Source organism: Agromyces sp. NDB4Y10 (assembly GCF_001620055.1).
GTDB classification, from domain to species: Bacteria; Actinomycetota; Actinomycetes; order Actinomycetales; family Microbacteriaceae; genus Agromyces; species Agromyces indicus.
Map to the genome: position 1 here is coordinate 45,443 of NZ_LQGY01000065.1, position 23,079 is coordinate 68,521.

At 72.6% G+C, this 23,079-nt stretch carries 14 protein-coding genes; 6 read left to right on the forward strand and 8 right to left on the reverse strand.

The window, feature by feature from the left end:
- Positions 1 to 4: 4 nt before the first annotated feature.
- The 5 genes from AVP42_RS15030 to AVP42_RS15050 all read right to left on the reverse strand — a co-directional run bounded on the left by AVP42_RS15030 (position 5) and on the right by AVP42_RS15050 (position 7,617).
- Positions 5 to 1,771 (reverse strand): alkaline phosphatase family protein, encoded by a 1,767-nt coding sequence (locus tag AVP42_RS15030; RefSeq protein WP_067950468.1) that lies wholly within the window; start codon positions 1,769 to 1,771, stop codon positions 5 to 7.
- A 10-nt stretch (positions 1,772 to 1,781) separates the two neighbouring features.
- Entirely contained in the window at positions 1,782 to 4,025 is a 2,244-nt protein-coding gene (gene ligA, locus AVP42_RS15035) for an NAD-dependent DNA ligase LigA (RefSeq protein WP_067950470.1), read from the reverse strand.
- A 120-nt stretch (positions 4,026 to 4,145) separates the two neighbouring features.
- Entirely contained in the window at positions 4,146 to 4,937 is a 792-nt protein-coding gene (locus tag AVP42_RS15040) for a hypothetical protein (RefSeq protein ID WP_067950472.1), read from the reverse strand.
- A gap of 160 nt (positions 4,938 to 5,097) precedes the next feature.
- Positions 5,098 to 6,216 (reverse strand): tRNA 2-thiouridine(34) synthase MnmA, encoded by a 1,119-nt coding sequence (mnmA, locus tag AVP42_RS15045; protein ID WP_082847329.1) that lies wholly within the window; start codon positions 6,214 to 6,216, stop codon positions 5,098 to 5,100.
- A gap of 165 nt (positions 6,217 to 6,381) precedes the next feature.
- Positions 6,382 to 7,617 carry a cysteine desulfurase family protein gene (locus AVP42_RS15050; protein ID WP_067950474.1) on the reverse strand — a complete coding sequence of 412 codons (1,236 nt, stop codon included), beginning with the start codon at positions 7,615 to 7,617 and terminating at the stop codon, positions 6,382 to 6,384.
- Positions 7,618 to 7,668: 51 nt separating this feature from the next.
- Between AVP42_RS15050 and glgX the strand changes: the two genes are divergently transcribed.
- Complete coding sequence (glgX, locus tag AVP42_RS15055; RefSeq protein ID WP_082847330.1) at positions 7,669 to 9,831, forward strand: glycogen debranching protein GlgX; 2,163 nt, start codon at positions 7,669 to 7,671, stop codon at positions 9,829 to 9,831.
- Positions 9,831 to 10,328 (forward strand): Cys-tRNA(Pro) deacylase, encoded by a 498-nt coding sequence (gene ybaK / locus AVP42_RS15060; RefSeq protein ID WP_067950476.1) that lies wholly within the window; start codon positions 9,831 to 9,833, stop codon positions 10,326 to 10,328. The genes glgX and ybaK overlap by 1 nt, the downstream gene beginning before the upstream one ends.
- A gap of 20 nt (positions 10,329 to 10,348) precedes the next feature.
- Here ybaK and glgP read toward each other — a convergent pair whose 3' ends face one another.
- The gene (gene glgP / locus AVP42_RS15065) at positions 10,349 to 12,913 is read right to left on the reverse strand and encodes an alpha-glucan family phosphorylase (RefSeq protein WP_067950478.1); all 2,565 of its coding nucleotides are present in this window, start codon (positions 12,911 to 12,913) and stop codon (positions 10,349 to 10,351) included.
- Between the two features lie 112 nt (positions 12,914 to 13,025).
- On the opposite strand from glgP, the gene AVP42_RS15070 reads away from it, so the two are divergent.
- Both AVP42_RS15070 and glgB read left to right on the forward strand, forming a co-directional pair.
- The gene (locus AVP42_RS15070; RefSeq protein ID WP_231878655.1) at positions 13,026 to 15,041 is read left to right on the forward strand and encodes a maltotransferase domain-containing protein; all 2,016 of its coding nucleotides are present in this window, start codon (positions 13,026 to 13,028) and stop codon (positions 15,039 to 15,041) included.
- Positions 15,034 to 17,238, forward strand: coding sequence for a 1,4-alpha-glucan branching protein GlgB (gene glgB / locus AVP42_RS15075; protein WP_067950480.1), 2,205 nt, complete (start codon positions 15,034 to 15,036; stop codon positions 17,236 to 17,238). Before AVP42_RS15070 ends, glgB begins: the two co-directional genes overlap by 8 nt.
- An 87-nt stretch (positions 17,239 to 17,325) precedes the next feature.
- Here the strand turns inward: glgB and AVP42_RS15080 are convergent, their stop codons facing one another.
- Positions 17,326 to 18,288 carry a tetratricopeptide repeat protein gene (locus tag AVP42_RS15080; RefSeq protein WP_067950481.1) on the reverse strand — a complete coding sequence of 321 codons (963 nt, stop codon included), beginning with the start codon at positions 18,286 to 18,288 and terminating at the stop codon, positions 17,326 to 17,328.
- A complete protein-coding gene (locus AVP42_RS15085; protein ID WP_067950483.1) occupies positions 18,285 to 20,159 on the reverse strand; it encodes a hypothetical protein in 1,875 nt (624 codons plus the stop codon). Before AVP42_RS15085 ends, AVP42_RS15080 begins: the two co-directional genes overlap by 4 nt.
- A gap of 201 nt (positions 20,160 to 20,360) precedes the next feature.
- Between AVP42_RS15085 and AVP42_RS15090 the strand changes: the two genes are divergently transcribed.
- On the forward strand, positions 20,361 to 21,971 hold the full coding sequence (locus AVP42_RS15090) for a DivIVA domain-containing protein (RefSeq protein ID WP_067950485.1): 1,611 nt from the start codon (positions 20,361 to 20,363) through the stop codon (positions 21,969 to 21,971).
- 25 nt (positions 21,972 to 21,996) lie between these two features.
- Positions 21,997 to 23,061 carry an AI-2E family transporter gene (locus AVP42_RS15095; RefSeq protein WP_067950487.1) on the forward strand — a complete coding sequence of 355 codons (1,065 nt, stop codon included), beginning with the start codon at positions 21,997 to 21,999 and terminating at the stop codon, positions 23,059 to 23,061.
- The last annotated feature ends 18 nt before the right edge of the window (positions 23,062 to 23,079 follow it).

A 23,079-nucleotide genomic window follows, 5' to 3' on the forward strand; every position in this document is an offset into this window, starting at 1 on the left:
GATTCTATCGAGGAGCGCCGAACAGCCCCGTGCCGTGCTTCTGCAGCAGGTCGTACGCCTCCCCGTAGGTCTGGGGCTCGGGTTCGCTCCCGTCGCCGTACTTCGCGACGAGCATCCCGAGCAGGCCCCGCGCCGGCGGGCTGAGCGGCGCGGTCCGGTGCTCGGACCCCGGGTGCGGCCTCGCCGCCTCGGGGTTGGGCGGCAGGTACTGCGGGGTCGTCTCGGGCCAGGTGAGCGGATGCCGCGGCTCGTCGAGGGTGATCGCGTTGGTGATCGTCGGGGCGCCGTCGTCGCGGTCGGTGAGCGGATCGAGGCCGTGCGCGGCGCAGAGGGTGGCGATCACCGAACCGTGGTGCATGGGGTCGTGGATGACCCCGCCGGCCGCGGTGTACGCCGAGATCGCGATCGTCGGGACGCGGCATCCGAGCCGGTCGAAGGCGAACCCCATCTCGCCCGGCTTCGCGTCGGCGTGCGGCGGCGTCGCCGTCGGCGGCGGCACGTGGTCGTAGGTGCCGCCGTGCTCGTCGAAGGTGATGAGCAGCATGGTGTTCATCGCGTTCGATCCGCCCTCGGTCGCGCTGGCCCGGATGGCGGTGTAGATCCGGTGGATCAGCAGCTCGCCCGCCCGGACGTCGGAGACGGCGCTGTCGGTGACCTCCCGGCCGTCGACCTCGGATTCGCGGAGCGGACCCACGGGCGGGTGGAAGTCGTTGTGGTCGTAGATCATGCGCGGTTCGACGAACGCGTACGGCGGCAGCTTCCCCTGCTCGACATCGGTCCAGAACTGGGACATCGGCGCGAAGTGGTCGGTGCGCCAGAACTGCTCGAGCGCGGGCGCGTGGATGAACCCGGTCATCGAGATGAGCTGGAGGTCGTCGAAGTAGATGCGCCAGTCGAGCCCGGCCTCCTCGAGGCGGTTGAAGATCGTCGGGGCGGCCTTGGCCTCGAGCCACTTGCGGTAGCCCTTCTTCCCGCCGTGGTTGGTGACGAACCCGTGGGAGGTCGACGCGTGGAAGAACGACCGGTTGCAGAACGTCTGGCTGGGCACGGCGCAGTGCCACGCGTCGTAGACCGCGAACCCCTTCGCGAGGGTCGAGAGCACCGGCAGCATCTCGGGCGAGAACGACCCCATGATCTGGTGGAGGTCGCGATGGCCCGCCGCGTGCACGTCGTGTTCGACGTGGTGGGCGTAGTCGGCGATGAATCCGCTCATCGTGGGCGTGGTGCCCGGATCCGGCGCGTTGTACGGCGCCTGCATGTCGTCGAGCGCCGCGGTCGCGTTCGACTCCGGGCGGACGGTGCCGAACAGCTGGGTGTTGACGTGCGGGAACTCCTCGCCCGGGTCGGGGTGCGGGCGGCTCATGACGGCGTCGGTCGCGCCCGAGTACACGTGGGCGCGGACCACCTCGCCGTCGGGGGCGGTGTTCGCGTGGTCGCCGAAGGCGAGCCCGTCGAAGCTCGCGCCGTCGGGAAGCGTGTCGTCGTCGTACAGCCAGCCCAGCAGGTTGTCGAACGACCGGTTCTCGCCCATGACCACCACGAGGTGGTCGAAGCCGGGTCGGGCCCGCGAGGCGGGCGGGGCGGGCAGGGCGGCCACGCCGGCGGCGCCCTCGGCGACACCCGCGGAGTGTCCCGCGGTCGCCCCCACGGCGCCGGCCGCACCGCCGGCCACGACGGCCGCGGCGCCGGCCACGCCGCCGATGCGGAGGAAGTCGCGGCGCGTGGCACCCTTCGACTCGTCGTCCCGGATGTCACGCTCGCCGCCGGCCATTGCCGCTCCCCTACTGCTCCAGCGCGTCGGGCCCCTTCGTCACGAGGATCGCGAACTGCGCGGCGTCGAGGATCCGGATGCCGAGCTCCTCCGCCTTGGCGAGCTTCGACCCGGCTCCCGGGCCAGCCGCGACGAAATCGGTCTTCTTCGAGACGCTGGACGCCGCCTTGCCCCCTGCCGCGATGATAGCCTCCTGTGCTCCTTCGCGGGTGAATCCCTCGAGCGACCCGGTCGCGACCACGGTGAGCCCCGCGAGCACGCCGCCGCCGTCCGTGGCACGGCCCGGCCCGGGGTGGCCGGGCGTGGCGAACTGCACTCCGGCGGCAGCCCACCGGTCGACGATCTCGCGGTGCCAGTCGACCTCGAACCAGTCGATGAGCGAGTCGGCGATGATCGACCCGACTCCCTCGACCTCGGCGAGCTCGTCTCGGCTCGCCGCGCGGATCGCCTCGAGCGAGCCGAAGTGGTCGGCGAGCGCGCGGGCTGCCACCGGGCCGACGTGACGGATGTTCAGCGAGACGAGGATGCGCCACAGCGGCTTGGTCTTCGCCTTGGCGATCTCGTCGATGAGCTTGATCGCGGATGCCGACGGCTGGGGCCCCTCGAGGCCCGCCTTGCGCTCGGCGCTCGTGGGGTTGCGTCGGAAGGGGGCGCGGACGCGCGCGGAACCGTCGGCGTCGAGCTTCTCGAGTCCGGTCTCGGCGTCGCGCACGACGACCTCGATGGGCGTCAGGTCGTCGACGGTCAGGTCGAACAGCCCGGCCTCGGTGGGCAGGGGCGGTTCGGCGGGAACGCGCGGCTGGGTGAGCGCCGCAGCGGAGACCTCGCCGAGCGCCTCGATGTCGAGCGCGCCGCGGGACCCGATGTGCTCGACGCGTCCGCGGACCTGCGCGGGACACGTGCGTGCATTCGGGCAGCGCAGGTCGATGTCCCCCTCCTTCATGGGGCGGAGCGGCGTGCCGCACTCCGGGCATTCCGCGGGCATCACGAACTCGCGCTCGGTGCCGTCGCGCAGCTCGACGACCGGGCCCAGCACCTCGGGGATCACGTCGCCGGCCTTGCGCAGCACGACCGTGTCGCCGATCAGCACGCCCTTGGCCTTCACGACCTCCTGGTTGTGGAGGGTGGCCTGCCGCACGACCGACCCGGCGACGCGCACCGGCTCCATGACGGCGTACGGGGTGGCCCGGCCCGTGCGGCCGACGCTGACGACGATGTCGACGAGCGTGGTGTTCACCTGCTCGGGCGGGTACTTGTAGGCGATCGCCCATCGTGGCGCGCGGCTCGTCGCCCCGAGTTCGGCGTGCAGCGCCAGCTCGTCGACCTTGACCACGACGCCGTCGATCTCGTGCTCGACGGAGTGCCGATGCTCGCCGTAGTACGCCACGAACTCCTGCACGCCCTCGATCGAGTCGACGACGCGGAAGCGCGTGGAGGTCGGCAGGCCCCACTCGGCCAGCAGCCCGTACACCTCGGACTGCGCGGCCACCGGGGGGTCGGGCCACGCGCCGATGCCGTGCACGAGCATCTGCAGCCCGCCGAGGCGGGCCCGCATCAGTTCGATCTGCGCCGCGTTCTTGCCCTCGGCCTTCTGCCGCAGGGATCCGCTGGCCGCGTTGCGCGGGTTGGCGAATTCGCGTTCGCCCGTCTCGGCCTGCCGGGCGTTCAGCGCATCGAACGCCGCGGTCGGGAAGAAGACCTCACCGCGGACCTCGACCAGCTCAGGGTGCCCCGTGCCCTCGAGCTGCATCGGGATGCCGGGGACGAACCGCACGTTCTCGGTCACGTCTTCGCCGACGCGCCCGTCGCCGCGCGTGGCCGCCGAGACGAGGCGGCCCCGCCGGTAGCGGAGGTTGAGGGCGAGTCCGTCGATCTTCAGCTCGCAGAGCCAGTGCACGTCGCGACCGGCCGCGGCCCGCGCGCGCGTCGCCCACTCGGCGAGCTCGTCGGCGGAGAAGACGTTGTCGAGGCTGAGCATGCGCTCGGCGTGCTCGACCGGCGCGAAGAGGGTGGTCTCGCCCCGGCCGCCCACGGTGAGCGTCGGGCTGTCCTGGCTCTGCAGCTCGGGGTACAGGCGCTCGAGTGCCTCGAGGCGGCGCATCAGCTCGTCGTACTCGGCGTCGCTGATGATCACCGTGTCGCGCTCGTAGTACGCGTCGCGTGCCTCGTTGATGCGGATGGTGAGGGCGGCGACCTCGTCGGCCGCCTCCTCTCGGGAGGGGGCCGCGGGTGCGGTCTCGTCGACGGATGCCACGTCGTCAGCCTATCGACGGCCACCGACGCCGGGACGCCGCCCGGCCGCGTCCGCCGGGGCACGAAGACGGGGTGCGCGGCCCCCACCGCGCACCCCTCTCCGGCGCCGCGCCCCCCAGCGCTAGGCGCCGAAGCCGGCGGCGTCCACCTTCCGGTGGTACCGCGTGCCGGTCTTGCCGCCGAGGATCGCCCCGCCGAGGCTGGCGAGGATCACGATCACCAGCGCGATGATCCCGGTCACGGTCAGCTGACCCTCGGTCACCGGGATCCTCGGGAACGTGTTGAGGTTCGCGAAGATGTCGAACTGGCTTCCGGCGATCGCCGCGATCACGGCGGCGATGACGGCGATGATGATCGCCCAGAGCCAGACCGCGATGCCCTGCTTCATCCCGTTGAAGCGAGCCATGCGCCCGGCGACGTAGCCGCCGGCGAAGTACGCGACGAACAGGATGATCGCCAGGGCGATGAGCCCGACAATCCCGATCGTCTCCACGTTCTCCTGCGCGGCCTCGTCCGCGGCGGCACCGAGGGTGCCGAGGCCGAGCGCGGCGCCGGCCGCGGTCAGCAGCGCGGTGAGCAGCACGCCCACGCCGACGGCGGTCAGCCAGCCGAAGAACGCCGACCCGAACTTGATGCCGCCGAAGCGCTCGCGTTCCCGGTCCACGACGGCGGCACGGACCGCGGGATCGGCGACGGGCCGGTCGTCGTGGACGACACGGCGTTCGCGGTCGTCGGCGATGCCGTCGCCGTCGCGGTCGCGCCGCACGGCGTGCGCGCCGTGCTCGCGGTCGTCTCGGATGCCGTTCGCGTCGCGGTCGCGGTACTCGCGATCGTCGCGAATCCCGTCCCCGTCGCGGTCGGCCGGGGTGGCCGCGTACGGGTCGCGCCCGGGTCGATCGGATGAGGTGCTCATGACAGGTCCCCTCTCGTTGTGCGCCGCACACGGGTGGTGCCTGCGGCGCCGTCCCGAGCGTACGGCGAACTCCGCCCGGCCGCAGGGGCCTTGACAGGTGCCGCTTCCGTGCCCCCGACGGTCGCAGGGAACGTTCGGGGCGCACACAGGTACGCCGGGTTCAGGCGGCGGGGACCGCGCTCACCGTCCGATCGATCGTGCACTGGCCGAGCACGCGCGTGCCGACGTACACGACCGCCGTCTGCCCGGGTGCCACGCCGCCGAGCGGCTCGTCGGGAGTCACGACGAGCTCGGTCGTGCCGGCGGCATCCGTCGTCACCCTCGCGACCGCGGGGACGGGATCGGCATGCGCGCGGATCTGCACCTCGCACGCGAAGGACTCGGCCGGCTCGGCGGGCGGGCGTCCGGCCCAGGTGAAGCGCGCTCCGGCGATCTCGGCGACCGCGAGGGCCTCCTTGGGCCCGACCACCACCGTGTTCTCCTTCGGTCGCACCTCGAGCACGAACCGGGGCCGCCCGTCGGGCGCCGGCGTCCCGAGCCGCAGGCCGCGCCGCTGTCCGACGGTGTACGCGTGCGCGCCGTCGTGCGTGCCCACGACCTCGCCGGAGCGGTCGACGATGTCGCCCGGCGCGATGCCCACCTTGTCGCCGAGCCAGCCGCGGGTGTCGCCGTCGGGGATGAAGCAGATGTCGTGCGAGTCGGGCTTCTGTGCGACGCTCAGCCCGCGACGCGCGGCCTCCTCGCGCACCAGCTGCTTCGACGGCGTGTCGCCGAGCGGGAAGTAGGCGTGCGCGAGCTGCTCGGCGGTCAGCACGCCGAGCACGTACGACTGGTCCTTCGCCCACGCGCTCGCGCGGTGGAGCTCGCGGTGGCCCGCGGCATCCGTCACGATCGACGCGTAGTGGCCGGTGCACACCGCGTCGAAGCCGAGCGCGAGGGCCTTCTCGAGGAGCGCGGCGAACTTGATGCGCTCGTTGCAGCGCATGCAGGGGTTCGGCGTGCGGCCCGCGGAGTACTCGGCGATGAAGTCGTCGACCACGTCGGCCTTGAAGCGCTCCGAGAAGTCCCACACGTAGTACGGGATGCCGAGCACGTTCGCGGCGCGCTGGGCATCCATCGAGTCCTCGATGGTGCAGCATCCGCGGCTGCCGGTCCGCAGCGTGCCGGGCATGCGGCTCAGGGCCAGGTGCACGCCCACGACGTCGTGTCCGGCGTCGACGGCGCGCGCGGCCGCGACGGCGCTGTCGACGCCGCCGCTCATCGCTGCCAGGACTCGCATGCGCTCCAGTCTACGAACGCTGCCTGCGCCTCCGCTGGATCCCGTTCTCAGGACCGTCCGCGCGGATCGCGTGGTTGCTCAGGACGACACGCCGTTCCCGGACGCGACCCGCCGAAGAACTCCTGAGAAGAGCGCACGAACGCGAGCGGATGGCGGGGCCGGCGGTCAGCGGTCGAAGCTCGTGGCGCGCGCGGCCATGCCGGCCCGCGACGCGCGCTCGACGGCGGCGGGCAGGGCGCCGAGGAACGCCTCGACGTCGGCATCGGTCGTGGACCAGCCGAGCGTGATGCGCAGCGCCCCGCGCGCCTCCTCCTCGGAGCGGCCCATCGCGAGCAGCACGTGCGACGGCTCGGGCACGCCCGCCTGGCAGGCGGAGCCCGTCGACACCGCCACGCCCGCGGCATCCAGGAGGAACAGCAGCGAGTCGCCCTCGCAGCCCGCGAACGAGAAGTGCGCGTTGCCCGGCAGGCGTCCGGCCGGGTCGGGGTCGCCCGAGAGCCGCGCGAGCGGCACGGCCGTCGCGACCCCCTCGACGAGCCGATCGCGCAGGCGCGCCATCCGCTCGTTCTCGACCGGTGCGTGCTCGAACGTCGCGCGGGCCGCTGCCGCGAAGCCGGCGGCGGCCGCGACGTCCTGCGTGCCCGAGCGGATGCGACGCTGCTGGCCGCCGCCGTGCAGCAGCGGCTCGATGCGCGTCGAACGGTCGAGCACGAGCGCGCCGATGCCCACCGGCCCGCCGACCTTGTGCGCCGAGAGGCTGATCGCCACGAGGCCAGCTCCGGCCGGCGCGCGCGTCTCGCGCCGGAGGCCGTGCAGGTCGATCGGCACGTGCCCGTAGGCGGCGATGGCGTCGACGTGCAGCGGCACGCCCGCGCGCGCGCAGAGCTCGGCGACCTCGGCGACCGGCTCGATCGTGCCGACCTCGTTGTTGGCCCAGAGCATGGTGACGAGGGCGACGGATGCCGCGTCCCGCTCGAGTTCCGCGGCGAGCGCGTCGACCCGCACGCGGCCGAGCTCGTCGAGCGGCACCTCGACCGGTTCGGCGCCGTCGACGCCGGCGAGCCAGTCGAGCGCGTCGATGGTGGCGTGGTGCTCGCCGCCCGGGACGAGGATGCGCCGTGCGCCGGCCTCGGCGCGGCGCCGCCAGAACAGGCCCTTCACGGCGAGGTTCACGGCTTCGGTGCCGCCGCCCGTGAGGACGACCTCGATGGGGTCGGCGCCGACGGTGGCGGCGACCTGCTCTCGCGACTCCTCGAGGAGGCGCTTGGCCTCCTGGCCGGCGGAGTGGATGGAGGAGGGGTTGCCGACGACGCGCAGCGTGCGCGTGACCGCCTCGATCGCCTCGGGCCGCAACGGCGTCGTGGCGGCGTGGTCGAGGTAGACGGGCTCGCGGCGGAGCATGGGTCACCTCCTGGGACGGGAACCGGTTCCCTACGAACTACTCTAGATCGCATGTCCCCCGCCGATCCGCTGCGCGACCTGGGCGTGCGGACCGGCCCGGACGGCGGGGTGATCCGCGTCTGGTCCGCGCACGCCACGTCGATCGACCTCGTCGTGTTCGACCGGGAGGACCTCGACTGGGCGAGCGTCCGGGTGCCGCTCGAGCGGGATGCGCAGGGCGTGTGGGAGGCGTCGTCCGCGGCCCTCGTGCCGGGCGCGAGATACGGCCTGCGGGTCGACGGTCCGGCCGGCATCGAGCACGCGTTCAACCCGGTGCACACGCTGCTCGACCCGTGGGCGCGGGGGCTGCAGCCGGCCGCGGACGGCTCGTGGCGCGGCGTGGTCCTCGACTCGCTCGCCGCCGAGGGCTTCGACTGGGGCGGTGTCGGCAAGCCGCGCGTGCCGCTCGACCACACGGTGGTCTACGAGGCCCACCTGAAGGGGTTCAGCCGGCTGAATGCACGCATCCCCGACCGGCTGCGCGGCACGTACGCCGGGCTCGCCCACGACGCGTCGCTCGAGTACCTGTCCGGGCTCGGGGTGACCACGGTCGAGCTGCTGCCGGTGCACGCGTTCGTGCCCGAGGAACGCCTCGTCCGCCAGGGGCAGGTCAACTACTGGGGCTACAACACGCTCGGCTTCTTCGCCCCGCACGCACCGTACGCCAGCCCCGACGCGCAGGCGGGCGGGCCGGCGGCGGTGCGGCGCGAGTTCGCGGGCATGGTGAAGCGGCTGCACGAGGCGGGCCTCGAGGTGGTGCTCGACGTGGTGTACAACCACACGGCGGAGGAGGGCCGGCAGGGTCCGACCTACAGCTTCCGCGGCATCGACAACGCCTCGTACTACCGCCACGACGTGCACGGCCGGTACGTCGACACGACCGGGTGCGGCAACACGCTCGACTTCGGCACGGATGCCGCGATGCGCCTCGTGCTCGACTCGATGCGGTACTGGGCCGACGAGCTGCAGGTCGACGGGTTCCGGCTCGACCTCGCCGCGACGCTCGGTCGCGACGCGCTCGGCGCCTACTCCCCCGACCACCCGCTGCTCCGCGCGATGCTCGACGATCCCGTGATCGGCGCGGGCAAGCTCATCGCGGAGCCGTGGGACGTCGGCCCGTTCGGCTGGCAGACGGGCAACTTCGCGCCCGGCTTCAGCGAGTGGAACGACCGCTACCGCGACCGCATGCGCGACTTCTGGCTCGGCGACCTGCGCCGCGAGCGGCACGGCGAACCCGGCAGCGGCATCGGACGCTTCGCGACCCGCCTCGCGGGGTCGGCGAACACGTTCGCGCACGAGCGCGGCCCGCTCGCGAGCCTCAACTTCATCACCGCGCACGACGGCTTCACGCTCGCCGACCTCACCGCCTACGACGTCAAGCACAACCTCGGCAACGGCGAGCACAACCGCGACGGCGCCGACCACAACAACTCGTACAACCACGGGGTCGAGGGGCCGACGGATGACGCGGACGTGGCGGCGGCGCGCCGCCGCAGCATCCGGAACCTGCTCGGCACCCTGCTGCTGTCGGCGGGCGTGCCGATGCTCACCGCGGGCGACGAGTACGGGCGCAGCCAGCGCGGCAACAACAACGCCTACTGCCACGACTCCAAGCTCACGTGGCTCGCGTGGGACCCGGCAGGTCGCGACGGCGCGATCGAGGCGACCGTGCGGCACCTGCTGCGCGTTCGGCGCGAGAACCCCGCGCTCCGGCCCGTTCGGTACGGCCGATTCGGCGAGCGCGTGCCGAGCGCCTCGCAGCTCGACTGGTACAACGCGCTCGGCGACACCATGACGATCGACGAGTGGAACGACCCGTCCCAGCGCACCCTGCAGTTCCTCGCGGCGTCGACGCCGGAGTTCGAGGACTTCAACCGCATCCTGCTCGTCGTGCACGCCTCGGAGACGATCGCCGAGGCGCTGCTGCCCGTGCATCCCGGCGTCGACGAGTACGAGCTGCTGTGGGACTCGGGCCGCGACGCGCCCGACGGCGACCAGGGCCGGCGGTACGCCCCCGGCGACCGGCTCACGATGGCGCCGCAGACGATGCAGCTGTTCCGCGCGCACGGGGAGCCCGCGCCGGTGCTCGTCGACGCGGCCGCCGACGATGCGGCCGGCGACGGGCCGGGCGACGCGCCGCCCGGCGATCCGCACGACGGGGATCGGGAGGGCTGATGGCGAAGAAGCCGGATGCCACCGCCGGGACGCCGGCGACGGTCGCGCTCGCGCGCGCCGGCATCCGCTTCACCGCCCTCGCCTACGAACACGACCCGCGCGCCGCCGCCTACGGCCTCGAAGCGGCCGAGAAGCTCGGCATCCCACCGGAGCGGGTGTTCAAGACCCTGCTCGTGAGCGTCGACGGGTCGCTCGTCGTCGGCATCGTGCCGGTCGCCGAGCAGCTCGACCTCAAGGCGCTCGCCGCCGCGGTCGGCGGGAAGCGCGCCGAGATGGCCGCTCCCGCGCTGGCCGAGCGCAAGACGGGGTACGTCGTCGGCGGCATCAGCCCGATCGGGCAGAAGGTCGCACTGCCGACCGTGCTCGACGAGTCCGCCATCCTGCACGAGACGATCCTCGTCTCGGGCGGACGCCGCGGGCTCGACCTCGAGCTCGCGCCCGACGACCTGCTCGCCGTCACGAACGGCCGGTACGCGCCGATCGCCCGCGCCCGCTGAGCGCCGGGCGCCGGCGGTGGTCAGCCCGCGGCGGCGACGAGGCCGAGCTCGGCCGACGACAGCAGCAGCGGATGCCGCGGCACGACCCGCACCGTGTAGCCGAAGGCGCCGGCGCGGTCGAGCGTGACGGTGCCCACGTAGACGCGGGTCGCGGCATCCGTCGTCGACGTGCCGTCGGGTTCGAGCGCGGCGGTGCGGGCGTCCTGGATCCGGTCGTCGCCCACCGAGCGACCGTAGACCACCTCGACGGCGACGTCGTCGGGACTCAGCCAGCCGAGGGCGACGTGCGCGCGCAGGTGCAGCTCGTCGCCGACGTGCGGCGTGGAGTCCAGCCCGCCCGACTCGACGTGCGTCACCTGCACCCCCTCCCACGCGGCGCGGACGCCCGCGACCCACTCGGCGAGCTCGCGAGCGGGCTTCGCGCCGTTCGCCGCGACGACGGCGGCGTGCTCGGCGGCCGGACGGTACAGGCGCTCGACGTACTCGCGCACCATCCGGTCGGCTCCGAGCTCGGGCGACAGGTTCGCGAGCGTGCGGCGCACGCGCGACATCCACTCGGTCGGCACGCCGTCGTGGTCGCGGTCGTAGAACAGGCGCGTGATGCGGTGCTCGAGCAGGTCGTAGAGGGCGGATGCCTCGAGTCGATCCCGTTCGGCGGGGTCGGGCGCCGCGTCCGCGGTCGGGATGACCCAGCCGTGGTCGTCGGCGGCGTACTCGGCCCACCAGCCGTCGAGGATCGACAGGTTGAGCGCACCGTTCATGGCCGCCTTCATGCCGGAGGTGCCGCACGCCTCGAGGGGTCGCAGCGGGTTGTTCATCCACACGTCGCAGCCCGGGTACAGCTTCTCGGCCATGCCCATGTCGTAGTCCGGCAGGAACACGATGCGCTCGCGCAGCTCGGGCCGCTGGGCGAACTGCACGAGGCGCTGGATGAGCCGCTTGCCCTCCTCGTCGGCGGGGTGCGCCTTGCCGGCGATCACGAACTGCACGGGGCGGTCGGGGTCGGTGAGGATCGCCGCGAGCCGCTCGGGGTCCTGCAGCATGAGCGTCAGCCGCTTGTACGTCGGCACGCGCCGGGCGAAGCCGATCGTGAGCACGTCGGGGTCGAGGACGCGCCGCACCCAGTCGGGTGCCACGGCGCCCGCGTGCTGGTCGGCCCACGCAGCGGCGAGCCGGCGCCGGGCGTCCTCCACGAGCTGCAGGCGCATGCCGCGCTTGACGCTCCAGAGTTCGCCGTCGCTCACGGCCGGGCTGAGCCAGTCGGCGTGCTCGGTGTCGTCGGTGCCGAGGTTCGCCTCGGCGAGCGCGATGAGCGCCGGGTCGGTCCAGGTCGGGGCGTGCACGCCGTTGGTGACCGACGTGATCGGCACCTCGTCGGCGTCGAAGCCCGGCCAGAGGTCGGCGAACATCGACCGGCTGACCTCGCCGTGCAGCTTCGAGACGCCGTTGGCGTGCTGGGCGAGCCGGAGGCCCATGAAGGCCATGTTGAACGCCGACTCGTCGGGGTGGGCGCCCGGCTCGAGACCGAGCGGCAGTGCGTCGGCGGGGTCGACGCCGGGCAGCAGGCCGGACTCGAGGTAACGCGCGACGAGCGCCCGGTCGAACCGGTCGATGCCGGCGGGTACGGGCGTGTGCGTGGTGAACACGGTGCCGGCGCGCACGAGCTGCAGCGCCTCGCCGAAGCTGAGTCCGTCGCGGATGCACGCGGAGATGCGCTCCAGGCCGAGGAAGCCGGCGTGGCCCTCGTTCATGTGGAACACGTCGGGGAAGTGCCGCCCCGTCACCCCGCTCCAGGCGCGCAGCGCCCGGACGCCGCCGACGCCGAGCAGCAGCTCCTGCTGGAGGCGGTGCTCGCCGCCCCCGCCGTAGAGCCGGTCGGTGACGAGCCGCAGGTCGTCGTCGTTGGCGGGGATGTCCGTGTCGAGCAGGAGCAGCGGCACCCGGCCGATCGAGGCCTGCCAGACGCGCGCGTGGAGGCTCCGTCCGCCGGGCACCGCGAGCGTGACCTGCACGGGCGCGCCGTCGGCGCGGCGGAGCACCGCGAGCGGCAGGCCGTCGGGGTCGAGCGCCGGGTAGCGCTCCTGCTGCCACCCGTCCGGGGCGATGGCCTGCGAGAAGTAGCCGGCCTTGTAGAACAGGCCGACCGCCACGAGCGGGACGCCCAGGTCGGAGGCCGCCTTGAGGTGGTCGCCGGCGAGGATCCCGAGCCCGCCCGAGTACTGGGGCAGCGCCGCGGTGATGCCGAACTCGGGCGAGAAGTAGGCGATGGTCCTCGGCGTCTCGGCGCCGAGCGACTGGAACCAGCGCGGTTCGCCGAGGTACTCGCGCAGGGCCGTCCGCTCGCGCTCGGCCCAGCCGACGTAGCCCTCGTCGTTCGCGAGCTCGTCGAGGCGGCGCGGGTCGACGTCGCCGAGGAACGCGATGGGGTCGCGTCCCGCGCGCTGCCACCCGGCGGGGTCGATGTGCTCGAAGAGGCGCTTCGTGGGTTCGTGCCAGGACCACCGGAGGTTGGCGGCGAGCTCCTCGAGCGCGCCCAGCTGCGGCGGCACCACGGCCCGGACGGTGAACTTGCGGATCGGCTTCACGGGACCACCCTAAGCGGGCGCGTGTGTCGGCGAGGTGAACGGATGTCGCGGCAGCCGCAACCCCCCGCAACCCGCGGTGCCGTTCCCCGCCCATCCGCGCTACGGTCGACACGTGACCAGCCGAACCGTGCTCGCCGGCCGGATCCCCGTGACCCGGCTCACGCCCGCTCTGCCCGATCCGCGTTGGAACCCGAAGGCGTTCGCCGGGGAGGTGGTCCCGTTCGGCGCCACGGTGTTCCGCGAGGGGCACGACCTGGTGGGCGCGATGCTCGTGCTGACCAGCCCGTCCGGGGTCGAGCAGCGGCATCGGATGCGCGCCGGCGCCCCGGGCACCGACCGGTGGGAGGCGAAGGTCCGCCTCGACGACCTCGGCACCTGGAGGTGGCACGTCACCGGCTTCGGCGACGAGATCGGCACCTGGGTGCACGACGCCGAGCTGAAGATCGACGCGGGCGTCGACGTCGAGCTGATGTACGAGATCGGCGCGCGCCTCATCGACCGCGCCGCCGCAGAGGCCGACCGACCCGCCCCGGTGCGCAAGCTCCTGAAGGCGTACGCGGCGGCGTTGCGTGACACGGATGCCGCGGCATCCGATCGCCGTGCCCTGCTCGAGAGCCCGCTGCTCGCCGAGTTCGACCAGCGCCCGCTCGCCCGGCTCGCGACCGACTCCGAGGAGCACCGCATCTCCGTCGAGCGCCGCCGCGCGGGCGTGGGCTCGTGGTACGAGTTCTTCCCGCGCTCCGAGGGCGCCCGGCAGTTCAAGAACGGCTCCTGGAAGTCCGGCACGTTCCGCACCGCGCAGAAGCGGCTCGACGGCGTCGCCGCGATGGGCTTCGACGTGGTCTACCTGCCGCCGATCCACCCGATCGGCGTGGCCTTCCGCAAGGGCCCGAACAACACGCTGAACCCCGGGCCGCACGACCCCGGCTCGCCGTGGGCGATCGGCGGGGCCGCCGGCGGGCACGACACCGTGCACCCCGACCTCGGCAACCTCGCCGACTTCCGGGCGTTCGTGCGGCGTGCCGCGGCGCTCGGCATCGAGATCGCGCTGGACCTCGCGCTGCAGGCCTCCCCCGACCACCCGTGGGTCACCGAGCACCCGGAGTGGTTCACGACGCTGCCGGACGGCACGATCGCGTACGCCGAGAACCCGCCGAAGAAGTACCAGGACATCTACCCCATCAACTTCGACGACGACTTCGAGGGCCTCGTCGTCGAGGTGACCCGCATCGTGCGGCACTGGATGAAGCAGGGCGTGCGCATCTTCCGCGTCGACAACCCGCACACCAAGCCGCTGGCGTTCTGGGAGCGACTCATCGGCGACATCAACGCGACCGACCCCGACGTGATCTTCCTCGCCGAGGCGTTCACGCGCCCGGCCATGATGCAGGCCCTCGCGATGGTGGGCTTCCAGCAGTCGTACTCGTACTTCACCTGGCGGAACACCAAGCAGGAGCTCGAGGAGTTCCTGACGAGCGTCTCCCAGGAGACCGCCGACTTCATGCGGCCGAACCTGTTCGTGAACACCCCCGACATCCTCACCGAGTACCTGCAGTTCGGCGGGCCCGCGGCCTTCACGGTGCGGGCGACGATCGCGGCCACCGCCGCGCCGACCTGGGGGGTGTACTCGGGCTTCGAGCTGTTCGAGTCCGTCGCGCGGCCGGGCGCCGAGGAGGCCATCGACAACGAGAAGTACGAGTACAAGCCGCGCGACTTCGCCAAGGCGGAGGCCGAGGGCCGGTCGCTCGCGCTCTACCTCGGCATCCTGAACCGCATCAGGGCCGAGCATCCCGCGCTCGGCCAGCTCCGCAACATCCGCTTCCACGCCAGCGACGACGACGCGGTGCTGGTGTACTCGAAGCACCTCGAGGGGCGGTTCATCGACGGCCGAGGCGACGCCGACCACGACACGATCATCGTCGTGGCCAACGTCGACCCGCACTCGGTCCGCGAGACGACCGTGCACCTCGACCTCGAGGCGATCGACCTCGCGCCGGGCGCGTCCTTCGAGGTCGAGGACCTCGTCACCGGCGACCGCTGGACCTGGGGCGCGCACAACTACGTGCGCCTCGACGCGTTCACCCAACCCGCCCACATCCTCCGAGTGATTCGAGGCACGGATGCCTGAGACCGCCAGCGTCGCACCCCCGCCCGTCGACGACGGGCTGCTGCTCGCCGTCGCGGAGGGCCGCCACCACGACCCGCACTCGGTCCTCGGCGCACACGGCTTCGACGTCGCCGGGGAGGGCGGATCCCACACCGTCATCCGCGTGCGGCGGCCGCTCGCGGCATCCGTCGACGCCCTGCTCGACGACGGCGCCGTGGTGCCGCTCGCGCACGTCGCCCATGGCATCTGGGCCGGCGCAGGGGCGTTCGGCGCCATGGGCTACCGCGTGCGCGCCAGATACGACGGCGGCGGCGAGTGGATCGCCGACGACCCGTACCGCTACGCGCCCACGATCGGCGAGCTCGACCTGCACCTCATCGCCGAGGGGCGCCACGAGGAGCTGTGGAAGGTGCTCGGCGCCCACCACCGCGTCTACGAGTCCCCCGTCGGCGCGCTCCGGGGCGTGTCGTTCACGGTCTGGGCGCCGCGCGCCTCGGCGGTCCGGGTGGTCGGCGACTTCAACGACTGGGACGGCACCGGCCACGCGATGCGCAACATGGGCGCCTCGGGCGTCTGGGAGCTCTTCGTGCCCGACGTCGAACCGGGGGCGACCTACAAGTTCGAGATCCTCACCCCGGCCGGACACTGGATCATGAAGGCCGACCCGATGGCCCGCCGTGCCGAGATCGCGCCCGCAACGGCGTCAGTGGTCGCGACGACGACCCACGAGTGGGCCGACGGCGAGTGGATGTCGCGGCGTGCGCACTCGAACCCGCACGAGCTGCCGATGAGCATCTACGAGCTCCACCTCGGCTCCTGGCGGCCGGGCAGGGGCTACCGCGACGTGGCCGACGAGCTCATCGAGTACCTGCAGTGGCTCGGCTACACGCACGTCGAGTTCATGCCCCTCGCCGAGCATCCGTTCGGCGGCTCGTGGGGCTACCAGGTCACGGGCTACTTCGCGATCACGTCGCGCTTCGGCAGCACCGACGACCTGAAGTACCTGATCGACCGCCTGCACCAGGCCGGCATCGGCGTCATCATGGACTGGGTTCCCGGGCACTTCCCGAAGGACGAGTGGGCGCTCGCCCGGTTCGACGGCGAGCCGCTTTACGAGCACCCCGACCCGCGCCGCGGCGAGCAGAAGGACTGGGGCACGCTCGTCTTCGACTACGGCAATCCGCGCGTGCGGAACTTCCTCGTCGCGAACGCGCTGTTCTGGCTCGAGGAGATGCACGTCGACGGCCTGCGCGTCGACGCGGTCGCCTCGATGCTCTACCTCGACTACTCGCGCGAGGAGGGCGAGTGGCTGCCGAACTGGTACGGCGGGCGCGAGCACCTCGAGGCGATCGGCTTCCTGCAGGAGGCCACGGCGACGGCGTACAAGCGCAACCCCGGCATCGTCATGATCGCCGAGGAGTCGACCTCCTGGCCGGGCGTCACGGCGACCACGTCGTCGGGCGGCCTCGGTTTCGGCTACAAGTGGAACATGGGGTGGATGCACGACACCCTGCAGTACATCCAGCGCGATCCGATGTACCGCGCGCACCACCACGGCGAGCTCACGTTCTCGTTCCTGTACGCGTTCAGCGAGCACTTCATCCTGCCGATCAGTCACGACGAGGTCGTGCACGGCAAGGGGTCGCTCGTGCGGAAGATGCCCGGCGACCACTGGCAGCAGCTCGCGAACACGCGCGCCTACCTCGCCTACATGTGGGCGCATCCCGGCAAGCAGCTGCTGTTCATGGGCCAGGAGTTCGGGCAGCTCTCGGAGTGGAGCGAGGAGCGGGGCCTCGACTGGTGGATCCTCGACCAGCCGAGCCACCGCCAGCTCGCCGAGCTCGTCGGGCAGCTGAACCGGCGCTATCGCGAGACGCCGGCGCTCTGGCAGCTCGACGACGACTCGGCCGGGTTCGAGTGGGTCGAGGGCGGCGCGGCCGAGCTCAACGTCATCGCGTTCCTGCGGTACGACCGGGACCGCCGGCCGCTGCTCTGCGTGGTGAACTTCGCCGGACGCCCCCACGAGGGCGTGCGCCTCGGGCTGCCGTCCTCCGGTCGCTGGCGCGAGGTGCTCAACACGGATGCCGCGGAGTACGGCGGCTCGGGCGTCGGCAACCTCGGCGGGGTCGATGCGACCGACGACCCGTGGGCCGGCCGGCCCGCGTCGGCGACGTTCACGCTGCCGCCGCTCGCGGCGGTGTGGTTCCAGCCGGAGTGACGTCGGGACCGCCGGTGGCCGCGTGGCGCCGGCGGTCGCGTCGCCCGGCGGAGCCGGCCGCGTACCGGTAGCGGCGTACCGGGACCGCTAGTACAGCAGCATCGCCAGGCGGCGACGGGCCGCGCCCACGCGCGGGTCCTCGACGCCGACCACCTGGAACAGCTCGAGCAGCCGCTCGCGCACCGCGTCCTTGCCCGCCGCGTCGAGCGTCGGGAACAGGTCCAGCAGTCGCGCGAACGCATCGTCGACGTGTCCGCCGGACAGGTCGAGGTCGGCCACGTCGAGCTGGGCCTCGAGGTCGCCGGGGGTGGCGGCCGCACGGTTGCGGATCTCGTCGAGCGTCTTGCCCTGAAGACGGCGGAGGAGCTTGGCCTGCGCGAGTCCCGCGACCGCGAGCTCGTCGCGCGGGTCCTGGGCGATGGCGGTCGTGTAGGCGGCGACCGCGGCGTCGTAATCGCCGCGCGAGATCGCCTCGAAGGCCTCCTGGTGCAGCGGCGGCAGCGGCGGCTCGACGGGCTCCTCGCTCGTGGCCTCCTCGTCTTCACCGTCGCCCATCGGCACCCGCCCGGTCACGCCGTGCTGCGCGCCGAGCTCCAGGAGCTGGTCGAACACGTCGTCGATGACCTCGTCGGGCTGGACCCCCTGGAAGAGCGGCACGGGCTGGCCGCCCACGAGCGCGACGACCGTCGGGACGGCCTGGGCCTGCAGGGCCTGAACGAGCTGGGGGCTGCGATCGGCGTCGGCCGCCGCGAGGACGAGGCGACCGCCACGGGCCGTCACGAGCCGCTCGAGCGACGGCACGAGCTGCGTCGACTGCTCGCTCCACGACGCCCACAGCACGACGACGACCGGCACGCTGCGGGAGAGCTCGAGCACCTGGCCGAACGACTGGTCGTCGGTCGCGACGACCACGCGATCGCCGGACGGGGCCGGCGCGGAGGCTCCGCGCGCGGCATCCGTCGCCCGTCGCTCGTCGCGGTGCACGAGCGACGACAGGTCGACCGCACCACGCAGGTTCGCGGGCAGCTGCGGGGGGACGGCGTTCGTCACGGGACCTCCGAGGCTCCGATCAGGCTCTCGGACCAGCCGAGCAGGCGGATCTGCTCATCCGATCCGATCGCGGGGACGTAGAACATCAACTGGATGCCGATCTCGCGCTGCACGCCCTTGGCGCTCTTCTCGTCGAAGCCGGAGAGCGCCGCTCCCGGCGCACCGGCCTCGAAGCCGATCGTTCCGCCGTCGTTCGGCGTGACCTTCTCGGTCTGCGTGAGCGAGACGGTCACGAGGGCGCCCGAGTCGTTCGTCGCGAGCGCGACCGTCGGGCTGTCGCCGACCGCATTGCTGAACGCGATGTCCGCGGTCTCGGGGAGGTCCGCGGCGATCGCCTGCTGCCCCTCCGGGCCGAGCTGGGCCAGGATCGGATCGTTCGCCGTGTCGAAGAACTCGGCGAACTCGGACTCCGAGCCCTTCAGCAGCACGTCGGCGTAGGCCGTCGCGACCTGGCCCGTGGGCATCACCAGGCCCTTGAACTCGGGGTTGATCGGCGGGGCGCCGATCGAGGCCGGCGCGACCTCGGGCACGTCGGCGTCGGGGACGAGCGCCGTCGCGTAGAGGATCTTGTAGTTGTCGCGGGGCGTCTCCTGCTGGAGCACGAGCGCCGTGGGCGCGACCGTCTCATCGTCGCTGTTCTGCGCGATCGTGAGGACCGTGCGCGGCCATCCCGAGGCCTGCTGGGGCAGCGTCAGCGTGAGGGGCGCGGCCGGGATCGCGGGGAGCTTCGGGTGGTCGGCGTTCACGCCGCGGATCTTGTAGTTCGCCTGCCGGGCCTCGAGGGCCGGGCCCGTGAACCGCTCGGTGAGGCGCTCGGCGTCGCGCGACTCATCGACCTCCGTCGTGAAGACCGCCACCCGGCGCATGATGCGCTCCATCTGGGGCACGGTCACGGCGGGCGTCACCGCGGGCCGGTCGTCCGACGCCTCGCCGCCGTCGCCCTCGCCCGGGGTCGCCGGCGGGGTCGTCGCCGCGGTCGTCTCGGGTGCGGCCGAGAGGTCGGGCCAGTAGTCGGCCGAGCACGCGGAGAGGGCCAGTGCCGGCACGAGCAGTACGGGCAGCAGCGCGATGCGGCGGGCCTGTCCGAGCGAACGGTGGCCGCTCGAACCGGACGGCAGGCCCCGGGACGCGCGAGAGGGACGCGGCGCCCGCATCAGCTTGCCCTTCGGCCCCTTCGGCAGGTTGCGGCGCGGCCCGCGCGACCGGCGGTGGCCGACGACGCCCCAGATGACGAGTCCGGCCCCCACGAGGAACAGGAACGCGCCACCGGCGATGAGCGGACCGGCCCACGGCGTGGCGTTGTCGAGCGGCCAGGTGACCGAGATGCGCCCGGGTGCCGGCTCGCCCTCGCTCGAGGCGAGCAGCACGGCGATGCCCTCGGGCACGTCGACCGTCGTCGTGACGGTGCGGTCGCCGGTGAACTCGTCCAGCCAGAGGTCGCTGCCCGCAGGAACGATCACCGGCTCGGCGTCCTCAGCCTCGGCCTCGGCCGTCGGCTCCACGGGCTCCTCGGCGGGCGGCGTCGCGTTCGTGTCGTCGACGGGCTCGGCGACGACGACCTCGCTGGTGAAGTCGCCCGCCTCGGCGTCGTACCCGACGCTGACGTAGGGCTCCTCGCCGATCCAGGAGACGACGTCGGCCGTGCGGCCGTACGAGAGGAAGACGGTGTCGCCGCCCGAGACCGTGATCGTCTGCTTGCCCTCGTGGGCGGCGAGCGCCTCGGGCTGCAGCACGATGTACTCCGCCTGGTTGTCGACGACGGTCCCGAGGGTCACCTTGTCCGGATCGAGGAAGACGGTCCGTTGGGCGATGCCGAAACCGACCATGACGGCGGCGGCGGCGAACGCCAGGATCGCGAGAACGAATCGCACGCAGTTACCTCCAGGCCGCACTGAAGCGGCATCCGACAAAGACACCCAAGCCTAGCGGCGCAGTCTGGGAGTCTCCTAACGGGAGTCTGGACGTCGCGAGGCGAAACCCCGCGCCACGGCGCACCCGCGCGCCGTATGATCGGAGGCGACCCGCGCCCCCACAATCCCCCACTACGCGGGACACGGACCCCGGAGGAAGAATTGGCCGTCGAAGAGACCGAGTTCACGCAGGTATTCCGCGGATACGACAAGGATGAGGTCGACCGCAGCATCAACGCGCTCCGGCGCGAGATCATCGCGGCGAACAACGCGTCGGCCGACGTCCAGAAGGAGAACAAGCGCCTCAACGCGCGGATCGAGGAGCTGACCGCCGAGCTCGAGGAGGTCGGCAGCCCCACCTTCTCCGGGCTCGGAACCAAGCTCGAGAACACCCTCCGGGTCGCTGAGGAGCAGTCGACGCGCCTCATCGCGCAGGCCGACATCGACGCCGAGAAGCTCCGCCGCGCCGCGGAGGACGAGGCGCACCTCATGCGCTCCGACGCGCACGAACTCGCCGAGCGCACCCTCTCGGAGGCGCGCGCCCAGGCCAACCGCCTGCTCGAGAACGCCCGCGCCGAGGCCGACGACATGGTCGCCCGCGCGCAGGAGGCGAGCGAGCAGTTCCGCGACGACGCCAACCGCGACGCGGCCGCGATCCGCGGCGCTGCGAGCACCGAGGCCGCCGAGGCGCGCGCGATCGCCAAGCGCGAGGCCGCAGCGCTCGTCGCCGAGGCGGAGCGCAAGGCCGCCGAGATGCTCGTCGCCGCCAACACCGAGGCGAACGAGGCGCGCGCCGCGGCCGCCGGCCTCCAGGAGGAGACCGAGCAGACCCGCGCCGAGGTCGCCGTCGAGCTCGACCAGAAGCGGGCCGAGCTCGCCAAGGAGACCGAGCAGGCGCGCATCGACCTCGCCCGCGAGACCGAGCAGGCGCGGATCGACCTCGAGCGGGAGTCCGCCGAGGCGCGCGCCGCCGTCGAGGCCGAGGTCGAGGAGCGCCGCGCGACGCTCGAGCACGAGCTCGAGCAGGCCCGCACCGACCTGGCGCGCGAGCTCGAGGCGGAGCGCGCCAAGCTCGCGCAGGAGCGCGAGCAGACCAAGGTCGACCTCGAGCGCGAGTCCGAGACGGCGCAGCTCAAGCTGCAGCACGAACTCGACCGCATCCGCGCCAAGCACGCCGCCGAGCTCGAGCAGATGCGCGCCGACCTCGCCCTCGAGCAGGAGCAGGCCCGCGCCGACTTCGAGGCGGAGGCCGAGCAGGCGCGCATCGACCTCGACAACCAGCTCACCTCCCTGCGCAAGAAGACCACGCACGAGGTCAACCGGATGCGACGCGAGATCGAGCGCGCGCGCATGGACCTCGACTCGGAGCTCGCGACCAAGCGCGACGAGGCCGAGCAGGAGCTGCTCACCGCGCAGCAGGAGGCGTCGGAGCAGACCAAGAAGTTCCTCGACGACGCGAACACCGAGCTCGCCGAGGCGGTCGCCCGGACGAACGAGGCCCGGGCGGAGGCCGACCGGCTCGAGACCGAGGTGCGTGCCGAGATCGCCGCAGCCCGCGAGAAGGCCGACGAGGAGGCGCGCGAGCGCGTGGCCGCCGCGCACGCCCAGGCCCGCAAGCTCATCTCCGACGCCGAGGAGCGGACGCGCGCCCTCGTCTCCGACGCGGAGGACCGACTGGCCCAGATCAAGATCGAGCGCGACGCCGTCGCCGGCTACTTCGAGAGCCTCCGCGGCGTGCTGACGCAGGCCGAGCAGGTCGCGAACAAGAAGTAGCGCGGACGACGGACGGGGCGCGTCGGTGAGGATCCAGAACGCGTTCAGGCTGGCCCTCGTCGGCACCCTGGGTGTCGGCGCGGGCCTGCTGATCCTGTCGGCGGTCGCGAGCCTGTCGACGATCCTCACGTACGTGGGCGTCGCCCTCTTCCTCGCCCTCGGCCTCGAGCCCGCGATCAGCGGGCTCGAGCGCCGAGGGCTTCCCCGTTGGGCCGCGATCCTGCTGGTGGTCCTCGGCGTGGCCGCGCTCGTGGCGGCGCTGCTGCTGACGGTGATCCCGATCATCGTCGAGCAGGTCGGCGAGCTCATCGCGCTGATCCCCGTGATCATCGCGCAACTGAACCGCGTCGACTGGATCGAGTGGCTGCAGGAGCAGTTCCCGCTCCTCAAGATCGACGAGATCAGCGAGCAGGCCGCCGCCGCGCTCACCGACTTCTTCACCAACCCCGACAAGCTCAGCGAACTGCTGGGTGGCGTATGGCAGGTGGCGCTCGCGATCGGCAGCGGCGTGTTCGCGGTGATCGTCGTCGCCGTGCTCACGGTGTACTTCACCGCGTCGCTCGATGCGATGAAGCGCGCCACCTACCAGTTGGTCCCGGCCAGCCGACGCGCGCGCTTCGCCGACCTCACCGAGCAGATCACCCAGTCGGTCGGCCGCTACGTCATCGGACAGGTCTCGCTCGCCGCGGTCAACGGCGTGCTGAGCTTCGCCTTCCTCTCCATCATCCAGGCGCCCTTCCCGGCGGTCCTCGCCTTCGTCGCCTTCCTGTTCTCGCTGGTGCCGCTCGTCGGCACGCTCACGGGCTCGATCATCATCGTGCTGGCCTGCCTGATCCCGGGCGTCGGATCGCCGCTCACGGCGCTCGTCGCGGCGATCTACTACCTCGTCTACATGCAGATCGAGGCGTACGTGCTCGCGCCGCGCATCATGAGCCGTGCGGTCCGCGTGCCGGGCGCCCTTGTGGTGGTCGCCGCTCTGGCGGGCGGGGCGCTGCTCGGCATCCTCGGCGCCCTCGTCGCGATCCCGACCGCGGCGGCCATCCTGCTCATCATCAAGCAGGTGGTGATCCCCCGCCAGAACGAGCGCTGACCGCGAGGGCGCGGCACG